Origin of the sequence: Paraburkholderia sp. J12, from assembly GCF_905220215.1 — a bacterium.
GTDB lineage: Bacteria > Pseudomonadota > Gammaproteobacteria > Burkholderiales > Burkholderiaceae > Paraburkholderia.
On the sequence record NZ_CAJMZC010000012.1, the window covers coordinates 240,535 to 254,523 of the forward strand.

At 65.1% G+C, this 13,989-nt stretch carries 13 protein-coding genes and 1 pseudogene; 8 read left to right on the forward strand and 6 right to left on the reverse strand.

Annotated features, from left to right (window positions below; all coding sequences use genetic code 11):
- Positions 1–95: 95 nt before the first annotated feature.
- The gene (locus U5760_RS24015) at positions 96–1,487 is read right to left on the reverse strand and encodes a TIGR00366 family protein (RefSeq protein WP_322014789.1); all 1,392 of its coding nucleotides are present in this window, start codon (positions 1,485–1,487) and stop codon (positions 96–98) included.
- 440 nt (positions 1,488–1,927) lie between these two features.
- Between U5760_RS24015 and U5760_RS24020 the strand changes: the two genes are divergently transcribed.
- Positions 1,928–3,898: an enterotoxin gene (locus tag U5760_RS24020; protein ID WP_322014790.1), complete on the forward strand. Its 1,971-nt coding sequence runs from the start codon at positions 1,928–1,930 to the stop codon at positions 3,896–3,898.
- A gap of 16 nt (positions 3,899–3,914) precedes the next feature.
- Here the strand turns inward: U5760_RS24020 and U5760_RS24025 are convergent, their stop codons facing one another.
- On the reverse strand, positions 3,915–5,861 hold the full coding sequence (locus U5760_RS24025; protein ID WP_322014791.1) for a beta-galactosidase: 1,947 nt from the start codon (positions 5,859–5,861) through the stop codon (positions 3,915–3,917).
- Between the two features lie 144 nt (positions 5,862–6,005).
- Between U5760_RS24025 and U5760_RS24030 the strand changes: the two genes are divergently transcribed.
- Positions 6,006–6,662: a peroxiredoxin gene (locus U5760_RS24030; protein ID WP_322014792.1), complete on the forward strand. Its 657-nt coding sequence runs from the start codon at positions 6,006–6,008 to the stop codon at positions 6,660–6,662.
- 132 nt (positions 6,663–6,794) lie between these two features.
- Positions 6,795–7,508, forward strand: a complete 714-nt coding sequence (gene hutC, locus U5760_RS24035; RefSeq protein ID WP_322014793.1) for a histidine utilization repressor — start codon at positions 6,795–6,797, stop codon at positions 7,506–7,508.
- Between the two features lie 27 nt (positions 7,509–7,535).
- On the opposite strand, the gene chrA is transcribed toward hutC, so the two are convergent.
- From chrA to U5760_RS24050, 3 genes are all read right to left on the reverse strand, one after another.
- Positions 7,536–8,792: a chromate efflux transporter gene (gene chrA / locus U5760_RS24040; RefSeq protein WP_322014794.1), complete on the reverse strand. Its 1,257-nt coding sequence runs from the start codon at positions 8,790–8,792 to the stop codon at positions 7,536–7,538.
- Between the two features lie 74 nt (positions 8,793–8,866).
- Positions 8,867–9,157, reverse strand: coding sequence for a hypothetical protein (locus tag U5760_RS24045; protein WP_322014795.1), 291 nt, complete (start codon positions 9,155–9,157; stop codon positions 8,867–8,869).
- A complete protein-coding gene (locus tag U5760_RS24050; protein ID WP_322014796.1) occupies positions 9,136–9,597 on the reverse strand; it encodes a hypothetical protein in 462 nt (153 codons plus the stop codon). Before U5760_RS24050 ends, U5760_RS24045 begins: the two co-directional genes overlap by 22 nt.
- A gap of 150 nt (positions 9,598–9,747) precedes the next feature.
- Between U5760_RS24050 and U5760_RS24055 the strand changes: the two genes are divergently transcribed.
- From U5760_RS24055 to U5760_RS24065, 3 genes and pseudogenes are all read left to right on the forward strand, one after another.
- Complete coding sequence (locus U5760_RS24055) at positions 9,748–10,407, forward strand: response regulator (protein WP_322014797.1); 660 nt, start codon at positions 9,748–9,750, stop codon at positions 10,405–10,407.
- The gene (locus tag U5760_RS24060) at positions 10,404–11,825 is read left to right on the forward strand and encodes an ATP-binding protein (RefSeq protein WP_322014798.1); all 1,422 of its coding nucleotides are present in this window, start codon (positions 10,404–10,406) and stop codon (positions 11,823–11,825) included. Before U5760_RS24055 ends, U5760_RS24060 begins: the two co-directional genes overlap by 4 nt.
- Before the next feature lie 89 nt (positions 11,826–11,914).
- Positions 11,915–12,052: pseudogene (locus U5760_RS24065) on the forward strand (DUF2000 family protein); the annotation flags it as partial.
- Between the two features lie 6 nt (positions 12,053–12,058).
- Here the strand turns inward: U5760_RS24065 and U5760_RS24070 are convergent.
- Complete coding sequence (locus U5760_RS24070; RefSeq protein ID WP_322014799.1) at positions 12,059–12,505, reverse strand: MarR family transcriptional regulator; 447 nt, start codon at positions 12,503–12,505, stop codon at positions 12,059–12,061.
- A gap of 91 nt (positions 12,506–12,596) precedes the next feature.
- Between U5760_RS24070 and U5760_RS24075 the strand changes: the two genes are divergently transcribed.
- Both U5760_RS24075 and U5760_RS24080 read left to right on the forward strand, forming a co-directional pair.
- Positions 12,597–12,962: a hypothetical protein gene (locus tag U5760_RS24075; RefSeq protein WP_322014800.1), complete on the forward strand. Its 366-nt coding sequence runs from the start codon at positions 12,597–12,599 to the stop codon at positions 12,960–12,962.
- Positions 12,963–13,064: 102 nt separating this feature from the next.
- Entirely contained in the window at positions 13,065–13,682 is a 618-nt protein-coding gene (locus U5760_RS24080) for a glutathione S-transferase family protein (protein ID WP_322014801.1), read from the forward strand.
- The last annotated feature ends 307 nt before the right edge of the window (positions 13,683–13,989 follow it).

Consider the following 13,989-nt stretch of genomic DNA (forward strand, 5'->3'; position numbering starts at 1 on the left):
AGGCGGCGACAGTGCTGCCGTTGCGGGGGAAATCCCGCAACGCGTGAAGCCGGGGCGGGGCGCCGCATTATCCGGCGCCTCGCGCGTGCGCCCGCTCAGGGCAGCAGCCAGAGCGCGACGGCGTAGATCAGCAGCGAAACCGCGAACGTCACGGCGGTGTAGCCCATGACGCGCTGGATGCGGATGCCCGCGATCGCGACGATCGGCACGGCCCAGAACGGCTGCAGCATGTTCGAAACGTTCTCGGCCATCGCGACGGCCATGGCGGTGCGCGGCACCGAGGCGTGCAGGCTCAGCGCGGCGGGCAGCACGAACGGTCCCTGCACGGCCCAGTGGCCGCCGGCGCTCGGCACGAGCAGCGTGATGATGAGCGAGCTCAGGTAGCTCCAGAGCGGCAGCGAGAGCGGCGTGGCGATGGTGACGAACGCCTTGGCGATCATCGAGGCGAGCCCGGTGCCTTTCATGATGCCCATGATGCCGCCGTAGATCGGATACTGCAGCAGCATCGAGCCGGTCTGGCGCGCGGCGCCGCGAATCGCGTTCGCGTAGGCGATGGGCGTGCGCTGCAGCGCGAGGCCGATCAGCAGAAAGATCAGGATCGTCGTGTTGATGTCCAGATCGAAGCCCTTTTCGTGCCATTCCATCGCGAGGTAGCCCACGCCGAGCACGAGCAGGAGGAGCGTGCCGAGCATCGACTGCTCGAGACGCGTGGCGAACGTGGGCGTGTCGCTGGTTTTCGCGTGGGGGTCGGCGCTGGACGTATCGGTACCGGTTTGTGCCGACTGCCGGAACGAGACCACCTGGTCGGCCTTCGGATGCATGCGGATGAAGATGAACGTCATCACCACCACGACGAGCACGGTGGGCACAAACACGAACGGCGCGAAGATGGTGGCGGAAAGCGGCACGACCTGGCCCGTCGCTTTTTCGACGAGGTTGAGCGCGTTGCCGTGCGAGGCCTGCGACAGCGCGATCGAACTGGACAGGCCGCTGTTGCAGATCGACCAGGCCGAGTAGCTGCCCGCGACCAGCCACGCGAAATCCACGTTGACGCGCCGCGCGATCTCGCGCGAGAGCAGGGCGCCGACGATCAGCCCGAGGCCCCAGTTGAGCCACGCCGCCACCGCGACTACCGGAAACACCAGCAACGCGGCGCGCGCGGGCGTCTGCGCGTGGGCGGCGAGCGCGCGCAGGCCGCGCTGCACGATGGGCGCCTCGGCGATGGCGTAGCCGGTCGCGAGGATCAGGATCATCTGGAGCGCGAAGCCGAGGATGCCGAAGGTGCCGGTGTACCAGGCGTCGAGCAGCGTGGGCACGTTGCCGTGGGGCGCGATGGCGAGCGCCAGCACGGCGACGAAGAAAGTCAGGCCGATCGAGAGGACGAACGGGTCGGGCATGACCCTTTCGAAGACATAGACGAGGGCGGCGACGATGCCGCGGCGGCCGGTGGCGGCCGCGCCCGGGGCGGGATAGGTGTCTCGTTGCATGCTGGGGTTACGGTTGCGTGCGGCTGCGGGCGCACCGTGCACTCTGGGTCGGCAGGGGCCGTTGGCATGCCGACGTGCGCCGCGCGCGGCCGGACCGTGGCGTATGACGTGGGCCGACGCAATCGGCTGTGCTCCTCCATGTGCGCGTGGCGTAGGCCCGCCGCAGCAGGTTCATGTTGCGTCTTCCAAAAGAAGACGGCCTGCCCGTTCTTGTTTGGTGGATGTTCATAATTCGAACATCGTTTCGTTAATCGAACGACGCCATATTCGCCGTATGCCGGATGGATGTCAAGCGGATGTGATGACGGTAACGCGATGAGCGGGCGGGTTTTTTCCGCTTCTCCCCAGGCGAAACATGGGTGAAAGCCATGTGAAAGAAGATGGCCGGGCGCGTATCCGGTGTTATGTTGGCGTCGTGCTTCGATCGGGAGGTCGCGTCCATGCAGACGAATGAAGCCGCGGTGCTGACCGCGCCCGGCGTGCCGGTCTTCGAACAGGACGGCGAGCGGTTTGCATTCGGCAATGGCGCCGTCGCGCTGACCTGGGGCGTGGCCGATGGATGCATCAGGGCATGTGCGCTGGCCGACCGCGCACATGGGCGCAGGGTGCCGCTCGTTCAGGCGTTCCAGTTGAAGCTTGCGGACGGCACGTTACTCGGCACGCAGGCGTTCGATTTGCTCGGCGGATTCCGGGCTGAGCGGCTCCTGGCCGATCCGGTTGCTGCGAGGCGGGAGGAGCGCAAGGCGGGCTTGCGCGTGAGCGCGAGGCTGGCCGACGCGCATGAGCGCCTCCGGATCGTGTGGAGCGTCGAGCAACGCGACGACGAAGCCTGGCTGCGCATGAGCCTCGGCATCGCTGCGATTGCGGGCGACGTTCCCATTGCCGAAATCGTCATGCTGGATGCGGAGGCGCCTCACGCGCAGGTGTGCGGCGTTCATGCGGGCGTTCCGGCCGTGATCGACGATCTGTATCTGGGCATGGAAAGCCCGCTTGCCCGGGTCGAGTCGGAAGACACCCGTCGCGCCGGCGTACGTTTTACGCTGACGCGCGTGCTGCCCGTGCCGGACGGCAGACAGATCGCGCTTTCCGCCGTGGCAGGCGTGGCCCGCGCGGGCCAGTTGCGCCGCGATTTCGCCCGCTATCTGGAGACCACGCGCGCGCGGCCTTACGCCCCTTTCCTGCACTACAACTCCTGGTACGACATCGGCTACCTCACGCCCTATACGCAGGACGAAGCGCTCGATCGCATCGCCGCCGTCGGCCGCGAACTCCACGAGCGTCGGGGCGTGCAGATCGATTCCTTTCTCTTCGACGACGGTTGGGACGATCTCGGCGGCGACTGGCGTTTCAGTGCAGCGTTTCCCCAGGGTCTCGCACCGCTGCGCGACGCGGCGGCCCGCTTTGGCGCAGCGCCGGGCGTCTGGCTGTCGCCGTGGGGCGGCTATTGCGAACCGCGCGAGACCCGCGTGGCGCGCGGCCGCGCGCTGGGGCACGAAGTCGTCGGGAATGGATTCGCGCTGTCCGGTCCGCGCTATTACCGGCGCTTTCGCGAGGTCGTGATGGATCTGCTGCGCGAACAGGGCGTCAATCACTTCAAGTTCGACGGAACCGGCAATGCCCATGACGTGGTGCCCGGCAGCGCGTTCGACAGCGACTGGGATGCCGCCATCCACCTGATCGAAGAGATTCGCGCAGTGCGGCCCGCCACGTTCGTCAATCTCTCGACGGGCACCTTGCCTTCGCCGTTCTGGCTGCGTCACGTCGATTCGGTCTGGCGCGGCGGCGCCGATGATGGCGAGGCCGGCGTGGGCAATGCACGAGAGCGCTGGATCACGTATCGAGACGCCGAGACGTGGCGCAACGTCGTGTGCGCGAGCCCGCTCTTTCCGCTGAATTCGCTGATGCTGCATGGCGTGATCTATGCACGGATGAATACGCGCCTCAATCGCCGGGAAGGAGAGGCGTTGAGCCATGAAGTGCGCTCGTATTTTGCAAGCGGCACGCAGTTGCAGGAGCTTTATGTGACGCCTGCGCTGCTGGACGACAACGACTGGGACGGCCTCGCCGCCGCGGCGCGCTGGTCGCGTGCGCAGGCGCCGGTGCTGCGCGACAGTCACTGGGTGGGCGGCGCGCCCGATGCGCTCGACGTGTATGGCTGGGCGGCGTGGGGCGGATCTGCGGCGATCGTGACGCTGCGCAATCCACACGAGCGCGAGCAGGTTTTCCACCTCGATCTGCGCCGCGATCTGGCGTTGCCCGCTCAGGTCTCGAGCCGGTTCGCCGTGCGCGATGTGTGGGGTTCGCATAGGGGGAGTCTGCCGGCGCAGTTCGATGCCGATCGCAAGGAAGCGTTGCGGCTCGCGCCATTCGAAGTGCTGGTGCTGGAACTGCGCGCGCTCGATCCTGCGTGACGAAGCATTGCGCCGTTCAGGCGAGCGTGTGTTCGAGCGCGACGGGCATAGGCGCTTGCTGATGCAGGTCGAAGATCGTGATCGTGTTGTCGCCGGATACGAGCCAGGGGGCCGGGCAAAAGAGCCGCTGCTGCGGGCCGATTCGCCAGTAGCGGCCGAGGGCGTGTCCGTTGACCCAGACGAGCCCATTGGTCCAGTGCTGCATGTCGAGGTAGGTGTCGGCTACGGCTTCCACGGTTAGCGTCGCGCGATAAAACCGTCCGGCTTTTTCAGTGCTCTCATGTGCCGTGGTGGCATTCTGCAACTGCATGATGTAATCGCGATCCATCGGCAGAAGGGTGACTTCCCAGTCGCTCAGCACATGACGCACGCTCGCGCGATCGAGTAGCGCGACTTCGCCGACGATACCCTTGCGATCCACGAGATCGGGACCGTAGTTCACGCGGCCCATGCCTTCCACGAGGATTTCGAGCAGGACGCTGCCGTCCGCCTCGCGCGAGTCGGCGGTGGCAGGCGGCAGTACAAGCGTTCCGCCCTGAGCGACGCCCATGTTCCGTGCGTACTCGGGCGGCACGCGCGCACGGGTGAGCGCGCCGGCATATCGGCCGTCGACGAAGACGGTCGCGTAGTCGTGGAGTGCTTCGATCGACAACGTGCCGCCGACGTAGCCTTCCAGCCGGGTTCGATAGAGCGCGAATCCATACGACAAACCGTAGTACTCGAAAGGCAGCGCCACGTTGCCGGCCGCAAGCGCGAGCGGCGCGGGCAGGTTCTCCCATAACGACGCCCAGTGCACGGGACGCAGCGCATCGTGGCCGCTGCGGCAGAGCGTGGGCAGCGGCGCGGGAATCGCCGCGAGCGGCGGCGTGGCGGGGACATACGATTCGATAATGCGCCGGTAAACGTGGAACTTCGCGGTCGCGACACCTTGCTCGCTGATGGGCGCCGCGTAGTCGTAACTCGTGATGTCGGGCTGATAGTCCCCGGTCTGTGGGTCCACGTTCGCGCCCGCGTAGAAGCCGAAACTCGTTCCGCCGTGGATCACGTAGAGATTGAACGACTGCTTTTGTCGCATGAAAGCGTGCAGCACCGCGGAAAGATCGACGGACGTGCCCTGCATGGCCGGCTCGCCCCAGTGCGTGAGCCAGCCCGGATAGACCTCGCCGGCCATGACGGGCACGCCGGGCCAGGCTTCGCGCGCAAGCGCGATCTGTTGCGCGTTGCCGTTGCTGAGCGCAATCGCGCCGCCTGCCACGTTCGAGCGGTTCTGCTGCAACTGGGCGATGCCGTCTTCGGTATAGAACGGACCTTCGATGCCGTTTTGCCGCCAGAGTGCGCAGATCTCCTCCAGATAGGCGGGATTGCACGCGTACGAGCCGAACTCGTTCTCGATCTGGATCATCAGGATCGGGCCGCCGCGACTGGCTATCAGCGGGGCGACGCGCGGCGCGAGTTCGGCGATATAGCGGGAAACGGCTTCCATGTAGCGCGGGTCCGTGCGCGAATCGGTGCGAAGCCGGATATCGGGAATGGCCAGCAGCCAGGGCGGCAGGCCACCCAGATCCCACTCGGCGCACACATAGGGGCCCGGACGCAGCAGCACCCAGAGTTGTTCTTCCTGGCAGAGGCGAATGAACGCCTCGATGTCGCGATTCTCGCTGTGAAAGTCGAAAATACCTGCTTGCGTTTCGTGGTAATTCCACATGACGTAGATCGCGATGGTGTTCATGCCCATCGCTTTCGCCATACGGATGCGATGCGTCCAGTATTCTCGCGGAATGCGTGCGGGATGCAGTTCGCCGCTGCGGATCTGGAACGGTGCGCCGTGCAGCAGAAAGTCCTTGCCGTCGGCACTGAAGCAGAAGGGTGTTTGTGCACGGGCCATGCCGGTGAGGGCGACCGACGGCGCGAGCCCCACCAGCCGGGCGAGTCTCCCGAGACCTTTCGCAGAACGATGTTTCATAACGTTTTCGCCTTCGAACGCGGCACCCGACCGACACGATAGCAGCGGGACGCTCCGCCTGAAAGCTCGCTCAACCCTGTCTACAATGCAACCAGCAAGGCGCGCTCGCGCCGTGCTCCTGCAACGCCCCAATGGAGGCTGGCGATGACGATACGTCTAGGTGAAGACGCACCCGATTTCACGGCGGAGACGACCGAAGGCACGATCCGTTTTCACGAATGGATTGGCGACCACTGGGCCATCCTGTTTTCGCATCCGAAGGATTTCACGCCCGTGTGCACCACGGAGCTGGGCTACATGGCGCGCCTGAAGCCCGAATTCGACCGGCGCAACACGCGCATCATCGGGCTTTCCATCGACCCCGTGAGCGACCATCGCAACTGGGTCAAGGATATCGAGGAGACCCAGGGCACCGCGGTCAACTATCCGCTCATCGGCGACGCGGATCTCACGATTGCGAAGCTCTACGACATGATTCATCCGAACGCGAGCGGCGGTGGCCCGCGCACGGCCGTGGACAACGCCACGGTGCGCTCGGTGTTCATCATCGGACCGGACAAGAAGGTCAAGGCCATGCTGGTCTATCCGATGAGCGCCGGACGCAATTTCGACGAGGTGCTGCGTCTGCTCGACGCGCTGCAGCTCAACGCGAAGCACACGGTGGCGACGCCGGTGAACTGGAAGCCGGGCGACGACGTGATCATTCCGACCTCGGTTTCGGACGACGCGGCGAAGGCGAAGTATCCGCAAGGGTTCAAGACGCTGAAGCCGTACCTGCGCGTCGTCGAACAGCCGAAGTGAGGGCGTGGCGGGCCGCGCCGGGGATAGGAAGCGGTTCGGGTTGCGCGGGAGGGGCGCCGCCGCGCGGCGACGGTAAAATGAGGGCCGGCTGCTGATCCCGGCCGCTCATCCGCCTCTAACCAGAACGAACCCATGCAAAAGAAACCGGTCCGCAGCACGGCGGTGCCCGCCTACGAACAGATCAAGCGTCACGTCCTCGAGCAGATCGAACAGGGTGCCCTGCGCCCGGGCGACGTCGTGCCCTCCGAAACGGAGATGGTCAAGGAGTTCGGCGTCGCGCGCATGACGGTCTCGCGGGCGCTGCGCGAGCTGATGGCCGAGGGCGTGCTCAACCGCGTGCGCGGTTCGGGGACCTACGTGGCGCCCCGGCAGTACGAATCGACGGTGCTGCAGATCCGCAATATCGCCGACGAAATCGCCGCGCGCGGCCATCGTCATACGGCGCGCGTGCTGGCGCTGGAGCCGGGCGACGACCCGTCCGCCATCGCCGCGCTCGAAGTCGCATCCGGTCCCGTGTTCCACTCGCGCATCGTGCACAGCGAAGAGGGCGAGCCGATCCAGTACGAGGATCGCTACGTGAATCCGGCCGTGTTTCCGCAGTATCTCGAGCAGGACTTCACGCAGGAGACGCCCAATCACTACATGGTGCGCCTCGCGCCCGTGCAGCGCGCCGAGTTCCGCATCTATGCGCAGAAGCCCGATGCGCGCGTGCGCCAGTATCTGGAGATGGAGATCGGCGAGCCGTGCCTGCTGCTGATCCGGCGCACATGGGTTGGCCCCCACGTGGCGACTTCGGTGCGGTTGTGGCATCCGTCGTCGCGCTTTCATCTTGCCGGGACGGTTTGAGTCTCTTTCCTGCTGGCCGGCAGGTTTTCAGCCACCCAGGGAAGCCGGCGCGAGGCCCGTTCCCGCCAGGGCCACGGAGGCCCCGATACAAAGGGCGACGACGGCGAGGGGTGGCAGACGCCAGCGAACGAGCAGCAAAAATGCGGTGCCTGCTAGCGCGAAGTCCAGGGGATTCCGGACGGCACTGACCCAGACCGGCGAATACAACGCAAAGGCAAGCAACCCGACGACGGCCGCATTGACCCCCGCGAACGCCGCAGCGGCGGCCGGACGTGCGCGTAACAGCTGCCAGCACGGCAGCGCGGCGACGACGAGCAGCAGGCCGGGCAGGAAAATGGCGGCGGTCGCGAGCATTGCTCCGGCCCAGTGATTCGGCGGCACCGGCATCAGCCAGCCGAGATACGCGGCGAACGTGAAGAGCGGGCCGGGCGCGGCCTGGGCGGCGCCATATCCGGCGAGGAAGGCGTTCGAGGAGATCCACCCGGTCGCCACGATTTGCTGTTGCAGCAGCGGCAGCACGACGTGCCCGCCACCAAACACGAACGCACCCGAGCGGTAAAACGCCTCGAAGAGGCGCACCCCCTGAGCGAGCGCACCGGCATGCAGCCACGCGGGGCCGGCCAGCAGCACGACGAACCCTGCAAAAGCCGCCACGGCGACCTTGCGTGAGACCGCAATGGCGGGAAACGTGTCGTGGCGCCCTGCGCTCGCGTGCGTCTGCGCACGGCATAACACGAGACCCAGTAGGGCGCCGCCGGCGATCACGGCAAGCTGGGTGTAGACGCTCGCAAACAGGCACGACAACGCAAGAGCGAAGAGGGCGATGGCGGCGCGGCGGCGATCCGGACACAAGCGCCGCCCCATGTCCCAGACGGCCTGCGCAACGACTGCCACGGCAACGAGCTTCAGCCCGTGAACGAGCGCGCCGCCCATCGGGCCGCCCAGATCGGGCGCAGCCATGGCGCAGACAATCATGAAAAGCATCGACGGCAAGGTAAAGCCGCACCAGGCCGCGAGACCGCCTGTCCAGCCGGCTCTGAGCCATCCAATCGAGAAGCCGGTCTGGCTGCTGGCCGGACCCGGCAGAAATTGACAGAGCGCGACGAGTTCGGTGAACGCGTCGTCGCTCATCCAGCGGCGCTGCTCGATGAATTCACGGCGAAAATAGCCGATATGAGCGATCGGACCGCCGAAGCTCGTCAGGCCAAGCCGCAGAAACACGAGAAACACTTCGAGTACGCGCGCAGCATGCGAAGGCCGTTGCAACGATGTTTCCACTTCCATGCCGCGATTTCACTCCCCTGTGTTCGGGCGCCTGGGTGCGCCCCTTTCTTTATGCTACGCCTGCCGGCGTATCGTCAAACGAAGGGTTGCGGCCGCCGTTCGAAAAACACCACGGTGCAGGCCAGCGCAGGCGCACGGTCCTTTGCCTTGACGAGTTGCATGATGACTTCCGGCGGGGCGGTCACGCGGAAGCAATCGGGCCCGGTCTGCTCGATCTCGGCGCTCGCGCACAGGCGGTGGATGCGCGCTTCGAGCGCAACGAGCAGACTCGCGCGTGCAGATGCAGGAGCGTCGCGGTCCTCCACGACGTTGCGTAGTTCCCCGGGCAAAGTGTCTTCCAGGCTTATGGACTGGCTCGTGAACATCTCGCGTCGTCTCCGGCGAGATCGGAGTCGAATTTTTTCCGGTTGAGCCTGATGTGAAGCACGACGAGGGCACGCCGCGGGCAATGATGGGAGAGCGTGACCGGTTCATGCGTTTCATGCCGATCGCCGCCGAGTTGCACGAAGTGGTTCGCAAGTGCCGCGCGAAACGCAAAGGCGGCCAGACCGCGTATCAGGAGAACGGCTGCGGCGATGGTCGCGATCGCGCCCAGACGGAATGCCGCCGAAGCAAAGAACGCCACCGGCACGTCGAACACGAGCAGTGCACCCACTACGGCGGCTTGAATGACCGTCGCCGCCAGTGAAGCGACCAGCAGGTGTGCGCGCCATTGATCGACCGTAGATGGATGCATGTCAGGCGCTCCCCGCGATACGTTGCCGAAAAACCGGGTTGCAATATTCCAGATTGCGACCGTGGGCATGCTACCGGGATTAGCTGAAGGAAACCTGAAGCACCGGCTTGAAGGAGAGGCGTTTTTTCCATCGACGCGTCGCATACAATGACGCTGCGCCCCGGCGCGAGACTGGAGACGACGGGGAACGTCTGCAACGCGGTGCGGTTCCAAACCTTTATGAAAATCCTTCTTGTTGAAGACGACGATCTGATCGGCAGCGGCCTGGAAGTCGGCCTCGCGCAGGCCGGCTACAGCGTGGACTGGGTGCGTGACGGAAGCGATGCCGTCACGGCGCTTTCGACCACCCGTTATGCCCTGCTCGTGCTCGATCTCGGCCTGCCGGGCAAATCGGGCACCGAAGTCCTGCGCGCGTTGCGCGAATCCGGCGACGATATTCCGGTGCTCGTGCTCACGGCCCGCGGCACGGTGGCCGATCGTGTGCGCGGGCTCGATGCGGGCGCCGACGATTACCTCGCCAAACCGTTCGAGCTTTCCGAAGTGCTGGCACGCTGCCGGGCGCTCGTGCGCCGCTCGCAGGGCCGCAGCCAGGATGCCATCGTATGGCGCGACATCTCGGTCGACCTCGTCGCGCACACCGTGACGCGCAACGCGGTGCGCGTGCCGCTGACCACGCGCGAATGGGTCATCCTGACCCAGCTCGTCACGCACCAGGGCGTGCCGCAAACCCGGGCACGCCTCGAAGAGCGTCTCTATGGGTGGCAGGAAGGGGTGGAGAGCAATACCATCGAAGTGCACGTTTCGAATCTGCGCAAGAAGCTTGGCCCCGAGCTGATCCGCACCGTGCGCGGTGTCGGCTATGTCGTCGAGAAGCCATGATTTCCCATTCGATACGCTATCGTCTCGGGTTGATGGTGCTGTCCTGCGTGGCGGTGGTCTGGGTCGTGGCGCTTTATAGCTGCTTTCGCCATGCGTCGCGTGAAGTGCAGGAGTGGGAAGACGCGCGTCTCATCGAATATGCCGGGTTCATCGCGCGGCTCGATCAACCGGATCTCACGCAGTTCGCGGCTTCGCCCATCGAAGCGCCGATCGAGCTCGGGCGTCCCAGGCACCACCGGCATCCCGACCCGGATAGCGATCTTTTGCCGCGCGACATCTTCTTCGAAGTGCTCGACGCCGCCGGCGTCGCACGCGTATCGAACCTGCCGCGCGATGCCTCCGCACTTACGGCATGGGACGGGGCGCGCGCGTGGCCGCGGCCTGCCGATATCGACGGCACGGCATGGCGCGTGTACGAACTGCACGACGAGAAGAGCGGACAGATCGTTCGGGTGATGGAAACCGCCAATACCCGCAGCGACCTCGCAACCGGCACGGCCTGGCAGATCGTGTGGCCCTTGCTTGCGGCGTTGCCCGTGCTCGCCGTGCTGCTGTGGTATGCGATCGGCCGAAGCCTCGTTCCGCTCAGAACGCTCTCCGCCACCATTCGCGCGCGCGATGCCGATTCGCTGGAGCCGCTCGGCATTGCCGGCGTGCCGACCGAAGTGCGCACACTCGTCGACGCCATCGACAGACTGCTTTCGCAGCTTCGCCAGTCGATCGTGCGCGAGCGCGCCTTCACCTCGGACGCCGCTCACGAACTGAAGACGCCGCTCGCCGCCATCAAGGTGCAGGCACAGGTCGCGCTCTCGGCGACCGATGCCGATGTCCAGCAGCTTGCGATGCAGCGCGTCGTGCAGGGAGTGGATCGCAGTGCCAGGCTTGCCGAGCAGTTGCTCTTGCTGGCACGTCTCGACGAATACGAACGCATTCCGTCGATTGCCGCGACTACGCGGGAATTGGTGGAAGAGGCCGTTGCGAGGCATGGCGCGAGCGCACGCGACAAAGGCATTGCCCTGTCCTGCAGACTGGAATCCGCGCGAGCGATTCAGGCGGACCCGGTGCTCATCGGCATCCTGCTCGATAACCTGATCGACAATGCCATCAAGTATGGAAGTGCGCAGGGGCATGTCGAGGTGGCGATTTTCGATCGCAGTGCGAAGCAATGCATCGCCGTGCGGGACGATGGCCCCGGCGTTGCCGAGATCGAGCATGGCCGCCTGACCGACCGGTTCTATCGCGTTGCCGGCGTGCAATCTCCGGGTAGTGGGCTGGGCCTGTCGATCGTCGAGCGGATCGCTCGCTACTTCAATGGCGTGGTCGAGTTCGGGCCGGGTCTCGACGGCAGGGGGCTGGCCGTGAGCGTTGCATTTCCGGCGCTGGAGGCGTCGCGCGGCGGCGCACGAAGCACGCCATGACGAACCCGACTGGACGCGCCGCCCAACCCGACAACCGGCTGGTCGCGAGGCGCGATCCTGGGACGGGCATCGAGATTCTGCGCGAGCATTCCACGGGGCACGATGCCGTCAATCGCGAAGTTTTCCGTGCCGGCGATCCGGCCAGTCTCGACCTCGTGGGGCTCGCGCTGCACGGGCCCAAAAAAACCGTGGACAAGGCCGTCAAGGGATTGCCGCTGCACGCGTGAGCGCGGCTACGAAAGCGCGCGCAGCTGCTGGCGCAGCCGGTCGACCGCGCCGGGATCGAAGGGCTTTTCGATTTCAGCATGCGTTTTCTGCCAGATGGGAAACGCTTCGGCGAGCAGCGTTCGGCCCTCGGAAGTCAGGCTGAGCAGACGGCTGCGCTTGTCGTCGGGATCCTGCTCGATGACGACGAGGCCGCGCCGCTCGAGCGGCTTGAGCGCGGCCGTGAGCGTGGTGCGGTCCATCGCCAGCAGCGACGATACGTCTTTCATGGCCGGCGGCTGTGGCCGGTTCAGCGACATCAGCAGCGAAAACTGCCCGTTGGTGAGATCGAACGGGCGCAAGGCCTCGTCGAAAATGCGCGCGAGATTGCGGGCTGCCCGCTGCATATGCAGACACAGGCAGCAATCGCGCACCATCAGGGTGGTTTCGAAAGGAAGTTTGTTCGTGCGTGCCATGTTGCAATTATGTTGATATCAACCTATATTGTCAAGGCGCGACGGGCAGCAGGGCACCGTTCCGTCGCCGCTTTCACCAGACGGAGGACACATGAGTGAGCAGAACTTGTTTCTCGCCGTATATCTCGGCCGCAAGGACAGTCCGCAAATGAAGGCGTGGGAAGCGCTTTCGGAGGAAGAGCAGCAGGCCCGGGGGCGCAAGGGTGTGGCCGAGTGGAAGGCCTGGGTCGAGCGGCATCAGCCCGCGATCGTCGATATCGGCGGCCCGCTCGGCAAGACCACGACTATCGGCGCGCACGGCATCGAAGCGACGGCCAACGCCATGTCGGGATACACGATCGTACGCAGTGCTTCGCAAGAAGAGGCCGCGAAGATGTTCGAAAACCATCCGCATTTCACGATCTTTCCCGGCGAATCGGTGGAGGTGATGCCGGTGCTGCCGATTCCCGGCGGTTGAGCATTACGAGGTACCGCGGACACGTCGGGCGCGCGGCGTCGCGAAGATCGGTGCGCCGTGGCCCGCGAAAAGGAGGTGGTTTCGTCACTCTGGAGACTCGTCATGAAGCTTTATGGATTTCCCGGAACGCGCGCGCAGCGTGCGCTTTGGGGGCTCAAGGAAGTCGATGTCGATTTCGAGTATGTACATGTCAACCTGCTCGAGGGCGAACACAAGCGGCCCGAGTTCCTGCGCATCAATCCGGCGGGAAAGGTGCCGGTGCTGGTCGATGGGGACCGCGTCATTCCCGAATCGGCGGCAATCGTGCTCTATCTGGCCGAAAAGTATCCGGAGAAGGCGCTGCTGCCCGCCGATATCGAGGAGCGGGCACAGGCTTATCGCTGGACCCTGTTCGCGGTCACGGAACTCGAACAGCCGCTCTGGCGCATCACGCGGCATACGTTCCTGTATCCGCCGGATCAGCGCCTGCCCGCCGATATCGCGCTGGCGCGGGACGATTTCATGACCATGGCCGCGATTCTCGAGAAACATCTCGAAGGGCGTCAGTTCATTGTTGGCAACCGGCTCTCGGTCGCCGATTGCGTGACGGTCTATCTGATCGACTGGGCCAATGAAGCCGGCTTGATCGATTCGTTTCCCGGTTTGAAGGCGTACCTCGAACGCCTGTATGCGCGCCCCGAGGCGCCGCCGCGTATTGCCGATGCGCGCAAGGCGGCGTGACTCGCCGCTTGATCGACCACGCGCCGCCGCCCCGTGCTGCGGCGCGCTTTTTATTGTCTAGACAATAAATATCGGACTCGCAGTGGAGGTCGGGGCATTCGCTACCTGATTTACGTCAAAAGGCCAGGGTAACTCCCTACGTCGATGATTTTGAAACGAGTTGTATATACAACTTGACGGGGTTAGACTTGGCACACGTTGCAGCGCTGTGCTGCCCCCCGGACCGAATCACTGAATACGTACGGACGCCATGAACCACCCCAACTTCACCGATCCCCGTCTGGACCCTACCCGCACGATCCGCGCA

Bases quoted from the DNA above. Each gene is read 5' to 3' on its own strand.
- U5760_RS24055 (WP_322014797.1), top strand. From the start codon at position 9,748: ATGAAAATCCTTCTTGTTGAAGACGACGATCTGATCGGCAGCGGCCTG.
- U5760_RS24050 (WP_322014796.1), bottom strand. From the start codon at position 9,597: ATGCCCACGGTCGCAATCTGGAATATTGCAACCCGGTTTTTCGGCAAC.
- hutC (WP_322014793.1), top strand. From the start codon at position 6,795: ATGCAAAAGAAACCGGTCCGCAGCACGGCGGTGCCCGCCTACGAACAG.
- U5760_RS24080 (WP_322014801.1), top strand. From the start codon at position 13,065: ATGAAGCTTTATGGATTTCCCGGAACGCGCGCGCAGCGTGCGCTTTGG.
- U5760_RS24060 (WP_322014798.1), top strand. From the start codon at position 10,404: ATGATTTCCCATTCGATACGCTATCGTCTCGGGTTGATGGTGCTGTCC.
- U5760_RS24045 (WP_322014795.1), bottom strand. From the start codon at position 9,157: ATGTTCACGAGCCAGTCCATAAGCCTGGAAGACACTTTGCCCGGGGAA.
- U5760_RS24030 (WP_322014792.1), top strand. From the start codon at position 6,006: ATGACGATACGTCTAGGTGAAGACGCACCCGATTTCACGGCGGAGACG.
- U5760_RS24070 (WP_322014799.1), bottom strand. From the start codon at position 12,505: ATGGCACGCACGAACAAACTTCCTTTCGAAACCACCCTGATGGTGCGC.
- U5760_RS24075 (WP_322014800.1), top strand. From the start codon at position 12,597: ATGAGTGAGCAGAACTTGTTTCTCGCCGTATATCTCGGCCGCAAGGAC.
- U5760_RS24020 (WP_322014790.1), top strand. From the start codon at position 1,928: ATGCAGACGAATGAAGCCGCGGTGCTGACCGCGCCCGGCGTGCCGGTC.
- chrA (WP_322014794.1), bottom strand. From the start codon at position 8,792: ATGGAAGTGGAAACATCGTTGCAACGGCCTTCGCATGCTGCGCGCGTA.
- U5760_RS24015 (WP_322014789.1), bottom strand. From the start codon at position 1,487: ATGCAACGAGACACCTATCCCGCCCCGGGCGCGGCCGCCACCGGCCGC.
- U5760_RS24025 (WP_322014791.1), bottom strand. From the start codon at position 5,861: ATGAAACATCGTTCTGCGAAAGGTCTCGGGAGACTCGCCCGGCTGGTG.